Genomic DNA, 22686 nt, shown 5'->3' with positions numbered 1-22686 from the left:
CAGCACGCCGCGCCTTATTGCATCTGACCCACGTTTTATTTAGCCAGGTAAATTATGGCCAGTGAGAATCCGACCGCACAGCGTGAATATCTGCTGGAGATGACGAATGTCTCGAAATCATTTCCAGGGGTGAAAGCCTTAGATAATGTGAATTTGAAAGTGCGGCCGCACTCAGTCCATGCCTTAATGGGCGAAAACGGCGCCGGAAAATCCACATTATTAAAATGCCTGTTTGGTATTTATAAAAAGGATACGGGGAGCATTCTGTTTCAGGGTGAAGAGATTGATTATAAAAGTTCCAAAGAAGCGCTGGAGAATGGCGTTTCAATGGTGCATCAGGAATTAAACCTGGTTTTACAACGCAACGTGATGGATAACATGTGGCTTGGCCGCTATCCACGCAAAGGTGTGTTTGTTGATCAGGATAAAATGTATCGCGATACCAAAGCGATCTTTGATGAATTAGATATTGATATCGATCCACGTGATAAAGTGGCCAATCTTTCTGTTTCGCAAATGCAGATGATTGAAATTGCCAAGGCATTTTCCTATGACGCGAAAATCGTCATTATGGATGAGCCGACGTCATCGTTGACCGAAAAAGAAGTGAATCACTTGTTCACTATTATCCGTAAGCTGAAAGATCGTGGCTGCGGTATTGTGTATATCTCGCACAAAATGGAAGAAATTTTCCAGCTGTGTGATGAGATTACGATTTTGCGTGATGGACAATGGATTGCCACCCAGCCACTGGAAGGGCTGGATATGGATAAGATCATCGCCATGATGGTTGGTCGTTCATTGAATCAGCGCTTCCCGGACAAAACCAACGTGCCGGGTGAGACCATTCTTGAGGTGCGCCATTTAACTTCGCTGCGTCAACCGTCGATCCGCGATATCTCTTTTGACCTGCGCAAAGGGGAGATTCTGGGCATTGCCGGCCTGGTGGGTGCGAAGCGTACTGACATCGTTGAAACCCTGTTTGGGATTCGTGAGAAGTCGGGCGGTACCATCAAATTGCACGGCAAAGCGATCAATAACCACAGCGCGAATGAAGCCATTAACCACGGTTTTGCGCTGGTGACGGAAGAGCGTCGTTCAACCGGGATTTATGCCTATCTGGATATTGGTTTTAACTCGCTTATTTCCAATATTAAGAAATATAAATCCAGCATGGGTTTGCTTGATAATAAGCGCATGAAGAGTGATACCCAGTGGGTGATTGATTCAATGCGCGTGAAAACGCCGGGTCATCATACGCAAATTGGTTCGCTTTCCGGTGGTAACCAGCAGAAAGTTATTATTGGTCGTTGGTTATTAACTCAGCCGGAAATTCTGATGCTGGATGAACCGACACGCGGTATTGACGTCGGTGCTAAGTTCGAAATTTATCAGCTTATTTCTGAGTTGGCGAAGAAAGAGAAGGGGATCATTATTATCTCTTCTGAAATGCCAGAATTGCTGGGAATTACCGATCGTATTTTAGTGATGAGTAATGGCCTGGTAGCGGGCATTGTCGAGACCAAAACGACCTCGCAGAATGAAATCCTGCGTTTAGCGTCATTACACCTTTAATGAAGCAAGGGCTTTAACATGAAAGCGACTACTAAAAAGAATGCGCTAACCTGGTTAAAAGAGGGCGGCATTTACGTTGTCCTGTTGGTACTGCTGGCAATTATTATTTTCCAGGATCCGACGTTTTTAAGTTTGATGAACCTGAGTAACATTCTGACCCAATCTTCGGTGCGTATTATTATTGCACTGGGCGTGGCCGGATTGATCGTGACGCAGGGTACTGACCTGTCAGCCGGACGCCAGGTCGGTCTGGCCGCGGTGGTTGCCGCCACCTTGCTGCAATCGATGGATAACGCCAACAAGGTGTTCCCACATCTGGATACGGTGCCGATTCCACTGGTTATCCTGACCGTGTGCATCATCGGTGGTGTGATTGGACTGGTGAACGGCGTGATCATTGCCTATCTGAAGGTGACACCGTTTATCACCACGTTGGGCACCATGATTATCGTTTACGGCATTAACTCGCTGTATTACGACTTCGTCGGTGCTTCACCGGTTGCTGGTTTTGACTCTGGCTTCTCCACCTTTGCCCAGGGCTTCTTGCGTTTCGGTGATTTTAAGCTGTCATTCATCACCTTCTACGCGTTTATCGCCATTATTTTCGTCTGGATTCTGTGGAATAAGACGCGCTTCGGTAAGAACATTTTCGCTATCGGTGGCAACCCAGAGGCTGCACGTGTTTCAGGTGTTAACGTGCCGCTGAACCTGATTCTGGTCTATGCGCTGTCAGGTGTGTTTTACGCCTTCGGCGGGATGTTGGAAGCGGGCCGTATCGGCAGTGCCACTAACAACCTCGGCTTTATGTATGAGCTGGATGCGATTGCGGCTTGCGTGGTTGGCGGCGTGTCATTTGCAGGTGGCGTGGGTACCGTGGCAGGCGTGGTGACCGGTGTGATTATCTTCACCGTGATCAACTACGGTCTGACTTATATCGGCGTGAACCCTTACTGGCAATACATCATCAAGGGCGGCATCATCATCTTTGCCGTCGCATTGGATTCACTGAAGTACGCACGTAAAAAATAAGACTTAGCACACAGCAAAACATCACTGCAAAGGGCTGCCATTTTATGAATGGTGGCCTTTTTATTTGTGCATACTGCGAAGGGCGAAGGGCGAAGGGCGAAGGGTGAAGGGTGAAGGGCGGGTGCGGGGTGGGCCTTAGCCCCTCTGCTGCTGCCGGGCAGTCCTCGCGCCGCTGACGCGGTGCCTTCGGCTTCCACGTCGTGCCGACGGACCGTTCGGGTAAGGCCGTCCTGGCCAACCCGAACTGCCAGTCGCATCCCTGCGACTGGCTCCTGGCCCAACGTAAAAGCCTCAGCGCTGCGGATAGCCCTTGCAGCAGCAGAGGGGCTATGGCCTCAAACGTTGTGCCCGTTTTCTCACAACAATGCGGCTTCTGCGGATATTCCTTGCAGCAGCAAAAGGGCTATGGCCTCAAGCGTTGTGCCCATTTCTCACAACAATGTGGCTTCTGCGGATAGCTCTTGCAGCAGCAGAGGGGCTATGGCCTCAAACGTTGTGCCCATTTCTCACAACAATGTGGCTTCTGCGGATAGCCCTTGCAGCAGCAGAGGGGCTATGGCCTCAAACGTTGTGCCCGTTTCTCACAACAATGTGGCTTCTGCGGATAGCCCTTGCAGCAGCAGAGGGGCTATGACCTCAAACGTTGTGCCCATTTCTCACAACAATGTGGCTTCTGCGGATAGCCCTTGCAGCAGCAAAAGGGCTATGGCCTCAAGCGTTGTGCCCGTTTTCTCACAACAATGCGGCTTCTGCGTATAGTCCTTGCAGCAGCAAAAGGGCTATGGCCTCAAACGTTGTGCCCATTTCTCACAATAATGTGGCTACTGCGGATAGCCCTTGCAGCAGCAAAAGGGCTATGGCCTCAAGCGTTGTGCCCGTTTTCTCACAACAATGCGGCTTCTGCAGATAGTCATTCCAGCAGCAAAGGGGCTATGGCCTCAAACGTTGTGCCCGTTTTCCAAACAGATGCTCGGTTAACACATTGGTTTTTGCAGTGGCAAAGAGAGATGGGGAATAGCTATGTGTCTGCCTTTAGATCAAATGCATGGCATCCGAGCAACGCCCTTGCAGCCGAGCGGTTAAGGCTTGAAGTTGCCTGCCCTTATTTAACAGCAAGCAACAAAGTTCAGGAGCAGGCTGGTGCCGCTTTGGGGGCAGGCATTTCGCAGCGCTGAACAGAGTGAGGATGCCAGGATAGCCCGCAGGGATGCGGGCGGAAGGCGGGGCGGCACATGGATGTGCCATCCCCGCCGTTCCGTAAGGCAGACGAACGGCGTTAAGGCACCGCGTTAGCGGCGCGAGGACCGCCAGCCCCCAAAGCGGCACCAGACAGCGTCACCCTCGCAACCCAAAGCGGCACCAGACAGCGTCACCCTCGCAGCCGAAAGCGGCGCCAGACAGCGCCACCCTGGTAGCCCAAAGCGTCACCAGACAGTGTCACCACATCAGTCCAAAGCGTCACCAGCCAGCGTCACCACAATAGCTTCTGGCAGCATTACTTCTGTAACTTCTCTTCCAAATCCAGCAACTGCTCAGGCGTCACCGCCGGATAGCTCTGCGCATCTTCTGGCACTTCATGCACCGCCGGAATCGGCACCAGCGGCCCAAGGAAGCGAGGCTCGCGTTTCATCAGATACAAATCAGCCAGCGCGCCTAAACGTGCGCCGACCTCACGGAAACGCACTGACAGCATATTTTTCGGCGACGGCACGGCATAGCACTGCGCCTGTATCCCCAGGTGCTGGGCGATGTAAAGCGCGCGTTCACAGTGGAAACGTTGCGTAATGATGATGAAATCATTGGTATCGAACACTTTGCGGGTGCGTACGATTGAATCCAGCGTGCGGAATCCGGCATAGTCGAGCACGATATCGGCAGGATCGACACCAGCTTTGATGAGATCGCGACGCATCGTCATCGGTTCGTTATAGCTTTGCAGCGCGTTGTCACCACTTAACAGCAGATAATTCACCTTGCCGCTGTTGTACGCGTTGAGCGCACCCTGAATGCGATAAAGGTAATACTGATTGATGACGCCAGTGCGGTAATACTTGGCCGTGCCTAAGACCACCCCGACCTGACGATGCGGCAGCGAAGTGACATCTTCATAAATAAAGGGCGCGGTTTTCCAACTGATCCAGCGATCCAGGCCGAGCGCGGTCGCCACCATCAATAAGATGATGAAAAACAGACCAAAGAAAACGCGTTTAATCATGCGCGTAAGCACTCGGTTGGCGAAAAAAAGGATGGCTAAAGGCTACTTGAGGTGGGGGCGCTAAGCAAGTTTACGCCGGTTGGCTGGCGATATTTTAAGCGCAGCCGGTACTGTATTCACCGGCTGCGCTGGCTGATTAGATCGAAGTACGGCGATAATGACGATACTGCGGCAGCCAGAAGTTGTTGTTTACGGCTTTCGACAGCACATCTTCTGAAGTGACCACGGCCACGCCAGCCAACTGCGCTGCTTTACCCACTTCCATGGCGATCAGCTTTGATACGCCCTGAATGTGTTTCAATTCTGGCAGCACCGGGCCTTCGCCATCGTTTACCAGCGGTGAACAGTCGGCCAATGCACGGCTGGCGGTCATCAGCATCGAATCGGTGATGCGAGTGGCACCGGCGGCAATCACACCCAAACCAATACCTGGGAAGATATAGGAGTTGTTGCACTGCGCAATCGGGTAGGTTTTACCTTTCCAGGTCACAGGCGCAAATGGGCTGCCGGTGGCGACCAGCGCTTCACCGTCGGTCCAGGAAATGATATCCGCTGGTGTGGCTTCAACGCGTGAGGTTGGGTTCGACAGCGGCATCACAATCGGACGCTTGGTGTGCTTGTGCATCTCGCGGATGATCTCTTCGGTGAACAGACCCGGCTGGCCGGACACACCAATCAGAATGTCTGGCTTCGCGTTGCGCACCACATCCAACAGTGAAATAGAATCGCTGGTCACATCCCAGTCCTTCAGGTTTTCACTCTTCTGCACCAGTTTGCTCTGGAAATCGAGCAAATTAGGCAGTTTGTCGGTCAACAGACCAAAGCGATCCACCATCATCACGCGGGAACGCGCTTCGTCGTCGCTCAGACCTTCGGACTTCATCTGCGCGACGATCTGCTCAGCGATACCGCAGCCGGCGGAACCCGCGCCGAGGAACACCACTTTCTGCTCGCACAGACGGCTGCCCGCTGCACGGCTGGCGGCGATCAGGGTGCCTACGGTAACAGCGGCCGTGCCCTGAATATCATCGTTAAAGCAGCATACTTCATCGCGATAACGCTCGAGCAGCGGCATGGCGTTCTTTTGCGCGAAGTCCTCAAACTGCAACAGCACGTTCGGCCAGCGGCGCTTCACTGCCTGAATAAACTCATCAACGAAGGCTTCGTACTCTTCGCCGGTAATACGCGGATGACGCCAGCCCATATACAGCGGATCGTTCAGCAACTGCTGATTGTTCGTTCCCACATCCAGCACCACAGGCAGGGTATACGCCGGGCTGATCCCGCCACAGGCGGTGTACAGCGACAGCTTACCGATTGGGATACCCATACCGCCGATGCCGAGGTCGCCGAGGCCAAGAATACGCTCGCCATCGGTCACCACGATCACTTTCACGTTCTGCTTAGTGGCGTTTTGCAGCATATCTTCAATGCGATCGCGGTTGTTATACGAGATGAAAACACCGCGCGCACGACGATAAATTTCCGAGAAGTGTTCACAGGCCGCGCCGACGGTTGGGGTGTAAATAATCGGCATCATCTCTTCCAGATGATTATCCAGCAGGCGGTAGAACAGCGTTTCGTTGGTGTCCTGGATGTTGCGCAGATAGACGTGCTTGTCGTTATTGTTTTTGAAATCCAGGAACTGACGCCAGGCACGCTCTGCCTGCTCTTCGATGGTTTCAACGGCTTCGGGTAACAGGCCATTGAGATTGAATTCGTTGCGTTCTTCCAGGGTGAAGGCGCTGCCTTTATTCAGCAGCGGAAATTCCAGCAGAATCGGACCCGCGTAAGGAATATACAGCGGACGTTTACTTTCGTAGTCGAGTTCCATGCAGTCTTTGCTCCGGTTGCAGTGTTTTCTGACGTGTCACCGGGAAAAGGTAACGCCAGACCTGTTTCTTGTGAAGTGGTTCTGGCGCCCGATCCTATGAGGATTCTTGCAGATGTACAGCTTTTGTTAATAGAAAGTCACAAAAGCGATGAAAGGATCACTAAACTGATGTTTTCGAAACTAAAGTAAGTGAGAAATCTTCACAGCCCAGCGCCGCGAGCGTGGCGCGAGTGGCATCGCGCTGACTCAACGTGCTGTCTTCACATTCGACCAGCACAGCGTGTTGGATGGTATCCAGCGCTTCATTCCGCATGTTCATCATAATCAGCGCAGCCTGCAATGGCGGCAAACTCGGGTTAAAGGCCGCGTTTTCTGCATAGCGTCCGGTGAACAGGTTGCCGCTTTGGCTGCGCAGGGCCACGCCACTGTAACTGTGGCTGTAAGGCGCGTGACTCTGGTTCGCGGCTTCTATTGCCGCCTGCTGTAATGCATCACCTTCTGAAGCGAAGCCGTGATGAATCGGTGTCAGCAGACGTTCAGTGATATTCAGATCGGCAGGGCCAAACGCATCGGGCAAATAATCACCCAGCGTACTCACCGCGCGCCTAGGTAAACTGATACGGATCGCCGTGCCGCTGTTCAGCTCGTTCATAAACTGACGACAGTGACCGCACGGCGTGTAGTTAACGGTTATCGCATCCAGCTTCTCTTCGCCGTGCAGCCAGGCGTGCGTGATGGCGCTTTGCTCCGCATGCACGGTTTGTTGCAGCGGCGCATGTTCAAACTCCATGTTGGCACCGAAATACCAGTGACCGCTCACGCCGCGTGAAATGGCGCCTACGTTAAAGTTAGACACCGGTGCGACCGCGCAGCAGGCCGCAATCGGCAACAGTGCCAGCGCTAAGGCATCCTCATCCAGCCCCGTCTCCTGCTTCAGACGCGCCACATCCTGTGGGCGTAGTACGCCGTTAAAATCAGCTGAATCCAGCAAAGAGTGAATCGCAGTTTGCAAGTCAGCGGGCAGGGCGGAGAAAGCAGCAGTAAATCGTGGATGCATGATGTGATGACCTCATTAACGCGTTAGCGGCGATGCGCCGCCTATGGGGTTATATGTGATCTGTGTCGCTATGACAATGCAAGCTGATTGAGTCGTTTCAACTTTGCGAGATCTCTCGCAAGTTTTAGCCCAACCAGTGCATCAACAGCGGGAAAAGGAACGGTGCCAGCAGCGAAGTAATAATGCCGCAAATCACCAGTGCCAAAGAGCTAAACGCCCCTTCCTGATAATCGATCTCTGCCGCCCGCGCCGTGCCCAACGCGTGCGATGCGTTGCCAATCGCCAGGCCGCGTGACGATTTGCTGTGCACGTTAAACAGATTCAGCAGCATATGGCCGAACACTGCACCGAGCACGCCAGCAATCAATACGCAGATGGCGCTGATGGCGGGAATACCGTGCAGTGAACCGGATACCGCCATGGCAATCGGTGTGGTGACGGATTTCGGCATAATCGTCGCGGCAATTTCTGGCGTAGCTCCCATCCACAGCGCAATAGCCGTGCCGGACACCATCGCCGTAATGCTGCCGATAAAACAGACGCTGATAATGGTTTTCCAGCGCGCGCGAATCTGATGCATCTGCTCATACAGCGGCAATGCGAGCGCGACCACCGCAGGTTGCAGCAGCTGATTAAGGAAGGTGCTGCCGGCGAAATAGCGGGTGTAAGGGATATGCGTGAGCAACAGGGTCGGAATGACAATCGCCATCGCCACCAACAGCGGATTGATGATAGAGATATTGATTTTGGCTGCCAGCTTACGCGCCAGCAGATACGCCACCACGGTGAGCGGCAGTGACCACCAGGCGTCAGTCATGAGGCTGCTCCTTCGGGCGCTGCAAACGTTCGGCGCTCAGGCCAACGATCAGCAGCACCATAAAGGTACTGACCACGCAGGAGACGACAATCGGTCCAAACTGTGCGCTCAGGATATCGGTATACCCCATCACGCCGACGCTGATCGGGACAAACAGCAGCGCCATATAGCGGATCAGCAAATGACAGCCCGGTTTCACCCAGCCCACCGGCAGGATTTGCAGTGCCAGCAGGGTAAACAGCAGTAGCATGCCGATAATACTGCCTGGAATGGTAAACGGCAGCAGAGCAGCAATACCGTTCCCGGCATAGAGCGCGGCATAGATAATCACAAAGGCACGCAAATAGTGCCAGCAAGCAGTTAGCACGACAGGCTCCACAACAGAGTCTCGATAAAAAAGCCGCCCTGAAGGCGGCTTGTTCAATTACTTCACCTGCATTCCAGGTTTTGCGCCGCTATCAACGGACAACACAAACAGGTCGGAACCGCCAGAACCGGCTGACAGCACCATGCCTTCTGACACGCCGAAACGCATCTTACGCGGCGCCAGGTTAGCGACGATAATGGTCATCTTGCCGACCAGCACAGACGGATCGGGGTACGCCGCGCGAATGCCGGAGAAGATTTGACGCTTCTCACCGCCGAGATCCAGTTCCAGACGCAGCAACTTGTCAGAACCTTCCACCAGTTCGGCTTTCTCGATCAGCGCCACGCGCATATCAACTTTAGCGAAATCATCGATGGTGATGGCCTCACCAATCGGTGCGTCAGCCAGAGGACCGGTTACCGCAGGTTTGTTCGCCGCTGCCGCGTCTTCTTTAGACGCTTCAATCAGCCCTTCAACCTTGGCCATTTCGATACGGCCATACAAGGCTTTAAACGGAGCGACATCGTGATCCAACAGCGGCTGCGCAATCGCATCCCAGCTCAATTCCGTGTTCAGGAAAGCTTCGGTACGCGCGCTCAGTGAAGGCAGCACCGGCTTCAGCCAGGTCATCAGAATGCGGAACAGGTTAATACCCATTGAGCAGATCGCTTGCAGGTCAGCATCGCGGCCTTCCTGTTTCGCCACCACCCACGGTGCCTGCTCGTCGACATAACGGTTGGCGATATCCGCCAACGCCATGATTTCACGGATCGCGCGGTTATACTCGCGGCTCGCCCAGGCTTCACCAATCTTCTCTGAAGCATCGACAAAGGTCTGATACAGCGCCGGATCGGCCAGTTCGCTCGCCAGTTTGCCGCCAAAGCGTTTAGTGATGAAACCGGCGTTACGAGACGCGAGGTTCACCACCTTGTTAACGATATCGGCATTTACACGCTGGACGAAATCTTCCAGATTCAGATCGATGTCGTCGATGCGTGAAGAGAGTTTCGCCGCGTAGTAGTAACGCAGGCTGTCCGCATCCAGATGCTGCAGCCAGGTGCTGGCTTTAATGAAGGTACCGCGCGATTTGGACATCTTCGCGCCGTTTACCGTCACATAACCGTGCACGAACAGATTGGTCGGCTTGCGGAAGTTGCTGCCTTCCAGCATCGCTGGCCAGAACAGGCTGTGGAAGTAAACGATGTCTTTACCGATGAAGTGATACAGCTCGGTAGAAGAATCTTTTTTCCAGAACTCGTCGAAATCAATGTTACCGCGCTTGTCGCACAGGTTCTTAAAGGAACCCATGTAACCGATTGGCGCATCCAGCCACACGTAGAAGTATTTGCCCGGCGCACCTGGAATTTCGAAACCGAAATATGGCGCATCACGGGAGATATCCCACTGCTGCAAGCCCGATTCGAACCACTCCTGCATTTTGTTCGCCACCTGCTCCTGCAACGCACCTGAGCGCGTCCAGGTCTGCAACATCGCGCTGAATGAAGGCAGGTCGAAGAAGAAGTGCTCGGAATCACGCAGTACTGGCGTCGCGCCGGATACCACGGATTTCGGATCGATCAGCTCGGTTGGGCTGTAGGTCGCGCTGCACACTTCGCAGTTATCGCCGTATTGATCCGGTGACTTACATTTCGGGCAGGTGCCTTTGACAAAACGGTCCGGCAGGAACATGCCTTTTTCCGGATCGTACAGCTGTGAAATGGTGCGGTTCTTGATAAAGCCGTTTTCTTTCAGACGACCGTAAATCAACTCCGACAGCTGACGGTTTTCGTCGCCGTGCGTGGAGTGATAGTTGTCGTAGCTGATGTCGAAGCCAGCGAAGTCAGTTTCGTGCTCCTGCTTCATCTCAGCGATCATCTGCTCAGGTGGGATACCAAGCTGCTGTGCTTTCAGCATGATCGGCGTGCCGTGGGCATCGTCTGCGCAGATGAAGTAAACCTGGTTGCCACGCATTCGCTGGTAACGGACCCAAATGTCAGCCTGAATATGTTCAAGCATGTGACCGAGATGGATAGAACCGTTTGCGTACGGCAGTGCGCACGTTACCAGAATTTTTTTAGCGACTTGAGTCATAGTTTGCGTAGCGTTCCGTGAATAAAAATCGGGCTTAGATGTTACCCGAAGCACCCTCTGGCGTAAACACAACTGGACGGCATCTGATATTATTGAAAGCACACCGCCGTTATCTGGCGTTATGAAAACACAAGGAGTTGGGATGACTTCACAATCCCGGGAACATCATTCACCCGAAGCATTGCGCGCTGTGGTTATCGGCGTGCTGAGTGACTTTGAACATCCGACGCTGCATCACAATCTGACTACCCTCAAAGCACTGCGTCATGTGGCGTTACTCGACGGCAAACTGCACATCGAACTGGTGATGCCGTTTGCGTGGGCTTCGGCCTTTGAGGAGCTTAAGGCGCAAACCAGCGCTGAGCTGCTGCGCTTAACCCATGCCAGCGCCATTGACTGGCGTTTGCGCCATGACATCGCCACGCTCAAGCGGGTGAAAAATCATCCCGGCGCGACAGGCGTGAAGAACATCATTGCGGTGAGTTCCGGTAAAGGCGGCGTCGGCAAATCCAGCACGGCGGTGAACATGGCGCTGGCGCTGATTGCCGAAGGCGCGAAGGTAGGTATTCTTGATGCCGATATTTACGGCCCGTCGATTCCCAATATGCTCGGCACCGAAAGCCAGCGTCCGACCTCACCGGATGGCACGCACATGGCACCGATTATGGCGCACGGACTGGCGACCAACTCGATTGGCTATCTGGTCACCGATGAGAATGCGATGGTGTGGCGCGGTCCGATGGCCAGTAAAGCCTTGATGCAGCTGCTGAACGAGACGATGTGGCCGGATCTCGATTACCTGATTCTCGATATGCCGCCAGGCACCGGTGATATCCAGTTAACGCTGGCGCAAAACGTACCGGTAACCGGCGCGTTAGTGGTGACGACACCACAGGACATTGCCCTGATTGATGCGCGCAAAGGCATTGTGATGTTTGAGAAGGTCAGCGTGCCGGTGTTGGGCATTGTGGAGAACATGAGTATTCACATTTGCAGCGAATGTGGCCATCACGAGCCGATATTTGGCACGGGCGGCGCGCAGAAGCTGGCGGCTGATTACCACACGCAGCTGCTGGCGCAATTGCCGCTGCACATCAATCTGCGTGAGGATCTGGATGATGGTGAGCCGACGGTGATCCGTCGTCCAGACAGCGAATTCACCGCACTCTATCGTCAATTAGCCGGTCGCGTGGCGGCACAGCTTTATTGGCAGGGGGACGTGATCCCGGCCGATATTGCCTTCCGCGCGGTTTAACGCAGCGTTTTTCCGCTGGCGCGCGCCGTCAGCGGAAAATGCATCAGCACGTACTTTCCCTGTTCGCTCACACCGGTGGCTTCACGCTGCCAGCCGTGTTTCAGGTAAAACGCCTGCGCGGGCTCATTCAGCATCAGGCATTTCAAGGCACCGGTTGAGGTGAAGCGGCGCTGCACCGCCTCCAGCAGAGCGCTGCCAATGCCGCGACCCTGAAAGTCAGGATCGACATACAGGCTGTGCAGGAAGTTGTCGTTAGGAAGGATGCCGGCAAATCCGGCGCGATGGCCCTCGACGAACGCCACTAACACCGTTTCACCCAATATCACCCCATCCAAATCTTCCAGTGCCCAATCATCGCCATCCAGCCAGGTCCAGCTATGACGTCGTGCAGCCAGAAACAGCGTGCGCAGAAAAGGGCGATCGGCTTCCTCAAATAATCGAATGTCCAAGCAGGGGCTCCAGTTGAAGAATGGCAAATTGCGTGTCGGTCGCCATAAATGCTGACCCTGCATCAAAGCAGGGTTTTTATATCGCAACAGTCCCAGGGAAGGGTGACCCTACAGCAAAGCAGGATTTTCGCAGGGTGCGCATTGATGCGCATCTGTCGCCATACAGGGCAACCCTAGGTAACAATAGCCGACCAAAAAGATAAAGCCTGTCAAATCATCAGGCTTTCTGTGTAGAATGCCGCGGCAAGCCGCATGGAATCTGGCATCAGCACTTTGATAGCTTTTGATTATCTGATTGATAACGACTGCATATTAGAAGTTGGCCCGGAAAAACTGTAACTTGCATCACATCTTTTAACGGAGGTCACCATGTCCATCATTAATACCAAAATCAAACCATTCAAAAACGCAGCGTTCAAAAACGGCGAATTCATCGACGTAACCGAGAAAGACGTTGAAGGTAAATGGAGTGTTTTCTTCTTCTACCCGGCTGACTTCACCTTCGTATGCCCGACTGAACTGGGTGACGTGGCAGACCATCATGAAGAGCTGCAGAAACTGGGCGTAGACATCTACTCTGTTTCTACTGACACGCACTTTACCCACAAAGCCTGGCACGGTTCTTCCGAAACCATCGCAAAAATCAAATACGCGATGATCGGCGACCCAACTGGCGCACTGACCCGTAACTTCGAAATCATGCGCGAAGACGAAGGTCTGGCAGATCGCGGTACCTTCATTGTTGACCCACAGGGCATCATCCAGGCTATCGAAATCACCGCTGAAGGCATTGGCCGTGACGCATCTGACCTGATCCGCAAAATTAAAGCGGCTCAGTATGTTGCTTCTCACCCAGGCGAAGTTTGCCCGGCTAAATGGAAAGAAGGCGAAGCAACACTGGCTCCATCTCTGGACCTGGTTGGCAAAATCTAAGCAACACCCAGCCATTCGATCTTTCTCAATCGGGTGCTACGGCACCCGATTTTCTTGACAGGAACTCACTATGCTCGATACCAATTTAAAAACACAGCTCAAGGCTTACCTTGAGAAATTAACGAAACCGGTTGAGTTGATTGCCACACTGGATGATGGCGCTAAATCTGCGGAGATCCGTTCTCTGCTGACCGATATCGCGAGCTTGTCAGAAAAAGTCAGCTTCCGTGAAGAGAATGATCGTCCGGTTCGTAAACCCTCTTTCCTGATCACTAACCCAGGCAGCCAGAGCGGCCCTCGCTTTGCCGGTTCGCCAATGGGACACGAATTTACTTCACTGGTGCTGGCACTGTTGCAGACCGGTGGACACCCTTCGAAAGAGTCGCAGAGCCTGCTGGAGCAAGTAGTGGCTCTGGACACCGACCTGCATTTCGAAACCTATTACTCGCTGTCATGCCATAACTGCCCTGACGTGGTACAGGCGCTGAACCTGATGGCGGTGCTGAACCCACGCATCAGCCACACCGCGATTGATGGCGGCATGTTCCAGAACGAAATCACTGAGCGTAATGTGATGGGCGTTCCTGCGGTATTCCTCAACGGCAAAGAGTTCGGTCAGGGCCGTTTGAGCCTGGCGGAAATCGTCGGCAAAGTGGACACCAACGCAGAGAAGCGTGCGGCAGAAGAGCTGAACAAGCGTGAAGCCTATGAAGTGCTGATCGTCGGCAGCGGCCCAGCGGGCGCAGCGGCAGCGATTTACTCGGCACGTAAAGGTATCCGCACTGGCCTGATGGGCGAGCGTTTTGGTGGCCAGGTACTCGACACCGTAGACATCGAAAACTACATCTCAGTCCAGAAAACCGAAGGCGCTAAGCTGGCGGGTTCACTGCGCGCCCACGTTGATGATTACGATGTTGACGTCATCGACACCCAGAGCGCCATTAAGCTAATTCCCGCTGCCAAAGAGGGCGGTCTGCACGCGATTGAAACCGCGTCTGGCGCAGTACTGAAATCACGCAGCATCATCATTGCCACCGGTGCACGCTGGCGCAACATGGGTGTGCCGGGTGAAGAGCAGTATCGCACCAAAGGCGTCACCTATTGCCCACACTGCGACGGCCCGCTGTTCAAAGGTAAACGCACTGCGGTGATCGGCGGCGGTAACTCCGGTGTCGAAGCGGCTATCGATCTGGCTGGCCTGGTTGAGCACGTGACGCTGCTGGAATTTGCCAGCGAAATGCGTGCCGACAAAGTACTGCAGGACAAACTGCGCAGCCTGAAAAACGTCGATGTGATTCTGAATGCCCAGACCACCGAAGTGAAAGGCGACGGCAGCAAAGTGACCGGCTTGAGCTACATCGATCGTAACAACCAGACCAGCCATGAAATCGCGTTAAGCGGCATCTTCGTGCAGATTGGTCTGCTGCCCAACACCACCTTCCTCGAAGGCGCGGTGGAACGTAACAAAATGGGCGAGATCATCATCGACGCCAAATGCGAAACCAGCCTGAAAGGCGTGTTCGCGGCCGGTGACTGCACCACGGTGCCGTACAAGCAGATCATTATCGCCAGCGGTGAAGGCGCGAAAGCCTCACTCAGCGCGTTCGATTATCTGATCCGCACCCAACCGGCTGAATAACTTTTATTGCGATAGCCACGCAGCAGCCCCGTAACGGATGTTACGGGGCTTTTTTTTGCCTGTAATTCATCCTAACCAACGGCGTGCTTCCGCATCGCTGATGTCGCGATAATAAATTTTATGCAAACGCTCGCCGCAACCTTTGCATTGCGCTTCAACATGGGTAGAAAAATAGTGGCGGCCGGAAAGGCAAATTGCGCCTTTTCGCGAAATACGAATGTCGTGCCATTTATGGGCGTGCGGAATAAAGCTGAATAATTTTGAGATCATTATCGATTCCGGAATTGGATAGGCAGTGACTCTCTTCAAGTCCGGAGGGGGATTAGGCCTTGCCACAGCGGGCGGGGCGTTGATGTGCATCAATGAATGCTAAGGCGGGTGTTTATTAGTCGATTTTTCAGTGATTAGAATAAGTCTGGCAAATTCAGATGAGAATTATTTAATGATGATAATTGACCGATACAGCTTTTTTTAAAATTCAGCCTGTCGAAAGATTTTAACTATTTTGATTTAGTGCCGTTTTCAGCGTCTTTCAAAGCACCACGATTTACAACCTCCCGAACTGCCCTTATCCTGTGTGCGGCATGTTCACCATGCCATGACTCGGGGTGCCCCTGTTAAACAGGGCTGAGATACACCCGCTGACCTGATCTGGATAATGCCAGCGTAGGGAAGTCAGATGCCTGACCGCATTCGCCTTCTTGATCGCCGGTTGGGAGTTTTATGACACAGCCTGACCTTCTTACCCCCGCGCAACTCGCGCAATCCCTGCAGCTGCTGCGTCAGCAGGCACCGCTGGTGCACTGCATGACCAATGACGTGGTGCAAACCTTCACTGCCAATGTGCTGCTGGCTCTACAAGCCTCTCCTGCGATGGTAATCGATGCCGAAGAAGCCGCGCAGTTCGTGAGTTTTGCCGATGCGCTGCTGATCAACGTGGGCACCTTAACCCGCGATCGGCGCGATGCGATGCTGGCGGCGGTGCAATCCGCAGCCAAAGTCGGCACGCCCTGGACGCTCGATCCGGTGGCCGTGGGCGCACTTTCGTTACGTACCGAATTCTGCCAACAGTTGCTGAGCCTGCATCCCGCCGCGATTCGTGGCAACGCCTCGGAAATCCTCGCGCTGGCTAACCAGGCTGCCGGCGGACGCGGCGTGGACAGCGTGCATCAGGCCGATGCCGCACTGAGCGCGGCACAACAGCTGGCGCAGGATTACCACACGCTGGTGGCGGTCACTGGTGAAGTCGATTACGTCACCGATGGCACACGCACGCTGGCAATTCCTGGCGGCAGCCCGCTAATGACGCGCGTGGTCGGCACCGGCTGCGCGCTTTCAGCCGTGGTCGCGGCGTTCAGCAGCTTACCGGGCGACCGTTTGCAGCATGCAGCGGCGGCGTGCCGTGTAATGTCTCTGGCGGGTGAACAGGCGGCACGTGCCGTTCAGGGGCCAGGCAGCTTTGTCGCAGCTTTTCTGGATAACCTCTGGACGCTTGAGGTCACCGTATGAAGCGCATTAACGCGTTAACCATTGCTGGCACTGACCCAAGCGGCGGCGCGGGCATTCAGGCCGATTTGAAAGCCTTCTCCGCACTGGGCGCTTATGGCACCAGCGTGATCACCGCGCTGGTGGCGCAGAACACCTGCGGCGTGCAGTCGGTGTATCGCATCGAACCCGATTTTGTTGGCGCGCAGCTGGATTCCGTGCTGGATGATGTGCGCATTGATGCCGCCAAAATCGGCATGCTGTCTGAAACCGCGATTGTCGAAGTGGTTGCCGAACGGCTGAAACGCGCCAGCCTGCCGTTTGTGGTGCTGGATACGGTGATGATCGCCAAGAGTGGCGATCCGCTGCTGTCGCCCGATGCGGTTGCCAGCGTGCGAGAACTGCTGCTGCCGCAGGTGTCGCTGATCACGCCCAATCTGCCCGAAGCCGCTTCGCTGCTGGGGCGGGATATGGCGCAGGATGAAAAAACCATGCTGATGCAGGGTGATGCGCTGTTGGATCTCGGTTGTGAAGCCGTATTGATGAAGGGCGGACATCTCAGTGATGCCGAAAGCCCGGATTGGCTAATCACCCGCGCGGGCCGTCAGCGCTTTACCGCACCGCGCGTCAATACGCGCCATACCCACGGCACCGGCTGTTCGCTGTCCGCGGCTTTAGCGGCGCTGCGTCCACGTCATGATAACTGGGCGGACACGGTCACTGAAGCCAAAGCCTGGCTGCAGCAGGCCTTGCTGCATGCGGACTCACTGGAAGTCGGTAAAGGCATTGGGCCAGTGCACCATTTCCATCAGTGGTGGTAGGCAAGCATTAAGGCGTGCCTCAGCGTTGCAGGATGCAATCTGCAGGCCGCCCATCGCAAGGTGGCAGAATTTTTTTACTGCGTATCCGTCTGAAAAATGGTGTCAGCAATTTGCCAGCCTGGCGCTTTTCGGTCCAGGCTGTTGGGGGCGAATCGGCCATTGCCGGTTCCATTCCAGCCATTTATTCAGGAGCCAACATGACGGACATCGTACAGTTATTGGGCAAAGAAGCGGATTCTCTTCTTCAACATCGCTGCATGACCATTCCAGCGGACAGCCTTTATTTACCGGGCGCGGATTTCGTCGATCGCGTGATGATCGACAACAATCGTTCTCCTGCCGTATTACGCAATATGCAAACCCTGTACAACACCGGTCGCCTGGCGGGCACCGGCTATCTGTCGATTTTGCCGGTCGATCAGGGCGTTGAACACTCAGCGGGCGCCTCCTTCGCCGCTAACCCGGCTTATTTCGATCCGAAGAACATCGTTGAGTTGGCGATTGAAGCGGGCTGTAACTGCGTGGCTTCGACCTATGGCGTGCTGGCCTCGGTATCACGCCGCTATGCGCACCGCATTCCGTTCATGGTGAAACTTAACCACAACGAAACCCTGAGCTATCCGACCCAATACGATCAAACCCTGTATGCCAGCGTTGAGCAGGCATTCAATCTGGGTGCGATCGCGGTGGGCGCGACCATCTACTTTGGTTCTGAGCAGTCACGCCGTCAGATTGAAGAGATCTCGGCCGCTTTTGAACGTGCGCATGAACTGGGCATGGTGACGGTACTGTGGGCCTATCTGCGTAATGATGGCTTCAAGAAAGACGGCGTGGATTACCATGCCAGCGCCGACTTGACCGGCCAGGCCAACCATCTGGCGGCGACCATTGGCGCAGACATCGTGAAGCAGAAGATGGCCGAGAACAACGGCGGTTACAAAGCGGTGAAATTCGGTCACACCGATGAGCGCGTCTACAGCAAGCTGACCACGGAGAACCCGATCGATCTGGTGCGTTATCAGCTGGCGAACTGCTATATGGGCCGTGCAGGATTGATCAACTCTGGTGGCGCATCAGCCGGAGACACCGACATTGCCGAATCGGTGCGTACTGCGGTGATCAACAAGCGTGCGGGCGGGATGGGGCTGAATCTTGGCCGTAAGGCGTTCAAGAAGTCGCTGAAAGAGGGCGTACAACTGATTAATGCGGTGCAGGATGTTTATCTGGCGAAAGATGTGACGATTGCGTAATTGATTGCCCAAATCCCTTCCCGCAAGCGGGAGGGGAATCGATCCAACGAAGTATCAATGACAGCATTGGGACGAAATCTTATCTGCCTAGCTCGCTTTACTGGCCAGCACTTCGCTTTTCACTCACCCGCAAACCGCACTTTACTCAAGCTCTGCTGTATCCCCCTTAGTTGTGTGTAAGGGGCGGGGGTGAGGGCATCAAATTGCAGAGGAACTAAGGCGCTTCAAACCACTCGCTATTACGCTCAGCAATTGGCGTAATGGTCAAAATCATCTCCTGCAGATGACGGCGCATCGCCGCTTCTGCCGCTTCAACATTTTGCGCTTTTAACGCCTGGTAGATGTTTTCATGCTGCTGAATCAAGCTTTCCGGTGGCGACACTTCGCTCAGGGTCAGAAAACGCACGCGGTCCATGGTGGCTTTGATGTTCTCCACCGTTTCCCACGCCAGCAGGCAGTTAATCCCTTCGGCAATCAGGCGATGAAACTCATCGTCCAGCGTTAAAAACGCCTGGCTGTCGTGGCGTTCAGCAGCTAAGCGTTGCAGTTGTAAGTTATGCTCCAGCGCCATCAACCCCTCGGGGGTGATCTCCTGCGCAGCACGACGCACCACGGCAATCTCCACCGCTTCACGGATAAAACGGCCGTCGGCCACGCGCTGGGCGGAAATCTTGCGCACGAAAGTGCCGCGCTGGGGCAGCACCTGCACCAGGCCCGCTTCCGCCAGTTTGATAAAGGCTTCGCGTACCGGCTGGCGCGACACATTAAAGCGCGCGGACACTTCCTTTTCCGACAGCAACGAGCCCGGATGAATGGCGCAGGTCACGATATCTTTGCGCAGATAACGATAGATCTGCTGATTTACGGGTTCGCTGGTGGTTATGGTATAGGCAATCGACATGCAGCAATATCCGTATTACGGCTGGCCTACGCCAGCCCGATGAGAAAGGTTCAGTCTAATCAGCACGCTGCATCTGCGCTACACATTTGTTAAAGCGCTTAAGCCTGCGTCACAAGGGCTTGCACTGTGGCGCGTGCACCTTGCGTATTAAGCTGGTTATACAACTCGGTGACGCGCGAGACAAAGGCGGTCTGATAACGCAAATCATCGCCAAACACCGCTTGTATCCGCAGTAAGGCTTCGACGCGCTGTGCACCGTCATCGCTGTGCGCAACGATACTCGCCAATTGTTCTTTCATTGGGTCGCGAATCTCAATCGCCTGCCCTTGCTCATCGACACCGCTCACGTAACGCATCCAGCCCGCCACACCGAGCAGCAGATAGTCACAAGATGTGCCGTTACGCAGATGCCAGCGCACGCTGTCCAGCAAACGCTGCGGCAACTTCTGTGTGCCGTCGGTGGCGATCTGGTAAGTGCGATGCTTGATGGCGCGGTTTTCGTAGCGTGCTATCAGCGAGTCGGCATAAGCGGTGAGATCCACGCCCTGAGTGCGCAGTGTCGGGGCCTGATCCTGCAACATCAGCGCGCGCGCCGCCGTGCGGAAGTGGTTGTCGGCCATGCAATCGCTGATGTGTTCGTATCCGGCGAGGAAGCCAAGATAGGCGAGGAAGGAGTGGCTGCCGTTGAGCATGCGCAGCTTCATCTCTTCGAACGGCAATACATCACCCACCAGCTCAGCACCGGCGTTTTCCCATGCCGGGCGGCCATTGACGAAGTTATCTTCAATCACCCACTGGAAGAAAGGCTCGGCTTCCACCGCGACCGGATCGCTGCTGCCTAAGCGTGCTTCCAGCGCATCAAACGCCGCATCAGTCATCGCGGGGACGATGCGGTCCACCATGGTGGAAGGGAAGGTGATGTGCGTTTGAATGTACTCTGCCAGTTCGTGGCTATGGCGTGCTGCCAGTTGGGTGATGACGTTGCGCGTGACGTGACCGTTCTCTGGCATGTTGTCGCAGGACATCACGCTGAACGTCGCTAATCCACGCTCCCGACGACGGATAATCGCCGCCAGAATCAGGCCAGGCAGTGAACGGGGCTGCGTGGGGTTTTCCAGGTCATGCACGATGTCAGGATGATCCGGGTTGAGCTTGCCGCTGGAGGGCATATAGCAATAGCCTTTCTCGGTCACCGTCATCGAGACAATCGCTACATCTGGCTGGCTCATCGCCTCAATCACCGCATCAATGCCGTCGCCTTTGCCATGCAGTGCTTGCGTCACCACGCCAATCACGCGGGTATGCAGGCTGCTATCGGCCATCTCGGTAAGGGTATAGAGCAAATCCTGTTGGCGCAGCGCCTGAATCAACGCGCCGCTGTTGAGATTCACTTCGCAGTAGCCCCAGTCACTGCCTTCCGCCGCCAGTTTATCGGTGGCGAGCGCCTGATGCGCACGGTGAAAAGCACCAAAGCCGATGTGCACCATGCGGGTTTTCAACTGGCTGCGGTCATAAGCGGGACGTTGGACGTCGGCGGGAAGGCGATCAAGCTCTAACATGCGTTTTCCTTTTAGCAAACGGGGCGCTGAGCGCCCCATTATGGTCAATCTGTTATGCGGACACTGGTTTATCTATGGTCTTTGGGCTACGAATCACAAACAGCACTAACATCGCACCAATCCCGGCGACACAGCCCGCCAGAATAAAGGCGCTATCGAATTTGCCGGTGTGCTGCACGATAAAGCCCGTGACAATCGGTCCAACAATCCCGGACAGGCTGCCAATCAGATGGATAAAGCCACTGATGCTGCCGACACGGCTTTTGTGCACCACATCCTGAATAATCGCCCAGTAAATCGCACCGGTGATGTAGAGGAAGAAGATGGAGATCGACATCATGATCACCGCCGAATTGACCTCTTTAATCGTTCCCGCCAGTGCCACGCAGATCGCGGCAGCCAGCAGCGAGACCACCAGCACGATTTTGCGCGACAGCAGCAGCTTGCCCGTGATGTTGAAAATCTTATCCGAGATCCAGCCGCCCAATGCCAGGCCGACGAAGCCGACAATCCACGGGATCATGGTGGTGATACTCATGGATTTAATGTCCAGGCCGTGCGCCTGCACCAGATAGGCCGGGAACCAGCTCAGGAAGAAGAACAGAATGTAGTTGTAGCAGAAGAAGGCAAAAGCGGTCACCAGGATAATCGGCTGACGCAGGTAGTAGCCCATGCCGTGCGCTTTGCCGGTCGGATCGATAACGTCAGCCGGTTCTTCCGCTTTCAGTTTTTCGACCAGTGCGCGCTCTTCCGCAGAGACTTTTTTGCTGCGCGCGGGATTATCGGCGGCGAAGTAGAACCACAGGCACATCCACACCAGACCAATCAGGCAGATCACCACGAACGCCGGACGCCAGCCGAATGACAAGGCCAGATAACCGACAATCGGACCGGCTACCGCGCCACCCAACGGTGAACCGGCACTCAGCAAGCCCATCGCGGTAGCCGCCTGTTTTTTCGGGAACCAGCCGTTAATCGCTTTGTTGGCCGAGGCGCAGATCGGGCCTTCCGCCATGCCGAACAGCACACGCAGAATCATCATCGACCAGAAGCCAGTCGCCAGTGCGGTCATTCCGCAGAACAGCGACCACATACCGACAGCGGTGCCGAGCACGATGGTAGGGCCGAATTTATCGGTCGCCAGGCCACCGATAAAGTTAAACAGCGCGTAGCCAAAGAAGAAACTACCGAAAATCATGCCGAACTGTTCGGCGTTGATCATCAGATCTTTTTCTACCAGCGGTACAGTCAGAGAAAGGGCAATACGATCGAGGTAGTTGATCATATAAACCAGGAACAACAGCAGTACGAGGGTCCAGCGTAGATTCTTTAACATAGAAACTCCGTTTCCCCGTCATGCTTCAATCTGTGTTTAAGTTGGCTGCGTAATTGCACCCCATTCGCCTATC

20 protein-coding genes and 1 riboswitch are annotated in these 22686 nt (G+C 54.5%); of the genes, 9 read left to right on the top strand and 11 right to left on the bottom strand.

All coding sequences use genetic code 11. The annotated features are described in order from the left end of the window. Positions 1-54: 54 nt before the first annotated feature. The 3 genes from mglA (at position 55) to VI01_RS25515 (ending at position 3779) form a co-directional block, all read left to right on the top strand. Positions 55-1575 carry a galactose/methyl galactoside ABC transporter ATP-binding protein MglA gene (mglA, locus tag VI01_RS00300; protein WP_034824907.1) on the top strand — a complete coding sequence of 507 codons (1521 nt, stop codon included), beginning with the start codon at positions 55-57 and terminating at the stop codon, positions 1573-1575. A gap of 18 nt (positions 1576-1593) precedes the next feature. Continuing rightward, complete coding sequence (gene mglC / locus VI01_RS00295) at positions 1594-2604, top strand: galactose/methyl galactoside ABC transporter permease MglC (RefSeq protein WP_038645867.1); 1011 nt, start codon at positions 1594-1596, stop codon at positions 2602-2604. A gap of 686 nt (positions 2605-3290) precedes the next feature. Further along, a complete protein-coding gene (locus tag VI01_RS25515) occupies positions 3291-3779 on the top strand; it encodes a hypothetical protein (RefSeq protein WP_197079553.1) in 489 nt (162 codons plus the stop codon). 320 nt (positions 3780-4099) lie between these two features. Here VI01_RS25515 and sanA read toward each other — a convergent pair whose 3' ends face one another. The 6 genes from sanA to metG all read right to left on the bottom strand — a co-directional run bounded on the left by sanA (position 4100) and on the right by metG (position 11039). Further along, positions 4100-4819 carry an outer membrane permeability protein SanA gene (gene sanA / locus VI01_RS00290; RefSeq protein ID WP_034824903.1) on the bottom strand — a complete coding sequence of 240 codons (720 nt, stop codon included), beginning with the start codon at positions 4817-4819 and terminating at the stop codon, positions 4100-4102. Between the two features lie 136 nt (positions 4820-4955). Then, complete coding sequence (locus tag VI01_RS00285; RefSeq protein ID WP_045813604.1) at positions 4956-6653, bottom strand: NAD-dependent malic enzyme; 1698 nt, start codon at positions 6651-6653, stop codon at positions 4956-4958. A 160-nt stretch (positions 6654-6813) separates the two neighbouring features. Beyond that, positions 6814-7710 carry a cytidine deaminase gene (cdd, locus tag VI01_RS00280; RefSeq protein ID WP_045813603.1) on the bottom strand — a complete coding sequence of 299 codons (897 nt, stop codon included), beginning with the start codon at positions 7708-7710 and terminating at the stop codon, positions 6814-6816. Between the two features lie 124 nt (positions 7711-7834). Beyond that, complete coding sequence (locus VI01_RS00275; protein ID WP_045813602.1) at positions 7835-8527, bottom strand: CidB/LrgB family autolysis modulator; 693 nt, start codon at positions 8525-8527, stop codon at positions 7835-7837. Continuing rightward, positions 8520-8894 carry a CidA/LrgA family protein gene (locus tag VI01_RS00270; RefSeq protein ID WP_034824894.1) on the bottom strand — a complete coding sequence of 125 codons (375 nt, stop codon included), beginning with the start codon at positions 8892-8894 and terminating at the stop codon, positions 8520-8522. Before VI01_RS00270 ends, VI01_RS00275 begins: the two co-directional genes overlap by 8 nt. A gap of 57 nt (positions 8895-8951) precedes the next feature. Continuing rightward, positions 8952-11039 (bottom strand): methionine--tRNA ligase, encoded by a 2088-nt coding sequence (gene metG, locus VI01_RS00265; protein ID WP_255353356.1) that lies wholly within the window; start codon positions 11037-11039, stop codon positions 8952-8954. An 88-nt stretch (positions 11040-11127) separates the two neighbouring features. On the opposite strand from metG, the gene apbC reads away from it, so the two are divergent. Continuing rightward, entirely contained in the window at positions 11128-12240 is a 1113-nt protein-coding gene (gene apbC / locus VI01_RS00260; RefSeq protein WP_038645877.1) for an iron-sulfur cluster carrier protein ApbC, read from the top strand. On the opposite strand, the gene VI01_RS00255 is transcribed toward apbC, so the two are convergent. Then, positions 12237-12689 carry a GNAT family N-acetyltransferase gene (locus VI01_RS00255; protein ID WP_045813600.1) on the bottom strand — a complete coding sequence of 151 codons (453 nt, stop codon included), beginning with the start codon at positions 12687-12689 and terminating at the stop codon, positions 12237-12239. The genes apbC and VI01_RS00255 overlap by 4 nt on opposite strands. 369 nt (positions 12690-13058) lie before the next feature. On the opposite strand from VI01_RS00255, the gene ahpC reads away from it, so the two are divergent. Both ahpC and ahpF read left to right on the top strand, forming a co-directional pair. Next, on the top strand, positions 13059-13622 hold the full coding sequence (gene ahpC, locus VI01_RS00250; RefSeq protein ID WP_034824884.1) for an alkyl hydroperoxide reductase subunit C: 564 nt from the start codon (positions 13059-13061) through the stop codon (positions 13620-13622). A 70-nt stretch (positions 13623-13692) separates the two neighbouring features. After that, positions 13693-15261 (top strand): alkyl hydroperoxide reductase subunit F, encoded by a 1569-nt coding sequence (gene ahpF, locus VI01_RS00245; RefSeq protein ID WP_045813599.1) that lies wholly within the window; start codon positions 13693-13695, stop codon positions 15259-15261. A gap of 66 nt (positions 15262-15327) precedes the next feature. Here the strand turns inward: ahpF and VI01_RS00240 are convergent, their stop codons facing one another. Continuing rightward, entirely contained in the window at positions 15328-15531 is a 204-nt protein-coding gene (locus VI01_RS00240; RefSeq protein ID WP_045813598.1) for a hypothetical protein, read from the bottom strand. A 324-nt stretch (positions 15532-15855) separates the two neighbouring features. After that, a riboswitch (TPP riboswitch) is annotated at positions 15856-15951 on the top strand. A gap of 33 nt (positions 15952-15984) precedes the next feature. Here VI01_RS00240 and thiM point away from each other — a divergent pair. The 3 genes from thiM to fbaB all read left to right on the top strand — a co-directional run bounded on the left by thiM (position 15985) and on the right by fbaB (position 18817). Beyond that, positions 15985-16770 carry a hydroxyethylthiazole kinase gene (thiM, locus tag VI01_RS00235; protein WP_045813597.1) on the top strand — a complete coding sequence of 262 codons (786 nt, stop codon included), beginning with the start codon at positions 15985-15987 and terminating at the stop codon, positions 16768-16770. After that, complete coding sequence (gene thiD / locus VI01_RS00230; protein ID WP_045813596.1) at positions 16767-17567, top strand: bifunctional hydroxymethylpyrimidine kinase/phosphomethylpyrimidine kinase; 801 nt, start codon at positions 16767-16769, stop codon at positions 17565-17567. Before thiM ends, thiD begins: the two co-directional genes overlap by 4 nt. Positions 17568-17764: 197 nt before the next feature. Then, a complete protein-coding gene (fbaB, locus tag VI01_RS00225; protein ID WP_045813691.1) occupies positions 17765-18817 on the top strand; it encodes a class I fructose-bisphosphate aldolase in 1053 nt (350 codons plus the stop codon). A gap of 214 nt (positions 18818-19031) precedes the next feature. On the opposite strand, the gene VI01_RS00220 is transcribed toward fbaB, so the two are convergent. The 3 genes from VI01_RS00220 to VI01_RS00210 all read right to left on the bottom strand — a co-directional run bounded on the left by VI01_RS00220 (position 19032) and on the right by VI01_RS00210 (position 22613). Next, positions 19032-19718 carry a GntR family transcriptional regulator gene (locus tag VI01_RS00220; RefSeq protein ID WP_045813595.1) on the bottom strand — a complete coding sequence of 229 codons (687 nt, stop codon included), beginning with the start codon at positions 19716-19718 and terminating at the stop codon, positions 19032-19034. 98 nt (positions 19719-19816) lie between these two features. Next, entirely contained in the window at positions 19817-21277 is a 1461-nt protein-coding gene (locus VI01_RS00215; RefSeq protein ID WP_045813594.1) for a mannitol dehydrogenase family protein, read from the bottom strand. A 52-nt stretch (positions 21278-21329) separates the two neighbouring features. Beyond that, the gene (locus VI01_RS00210) at positions 21330-22613 is read right to left on the bottom strand and encodes an MFS transporter (protein WP_038645896.1); all 1284 of its coding nucleotides are present in this window, start codon (positions 22611-22613) and stop codon (positions 21330-21332) included. Between the last annotated feature and the right edge of the window lie 73 nt (positions 22614-22686).

The sequence above is a fragment of the Pantoea sp. SM3 genome (assembly GCF_000963995.1).
In the GTDB taxonomy this organism is placed as follows: Bacteria; Pseudomonadota; Gammaproteobacteria; order Enterobacterales; family Enterobacteriaceae; genus Pantoea; species Pantoea rwandensis_B.
This window is presented reverse-complemented; position numbering and strand designations above follow the sequence as displayed.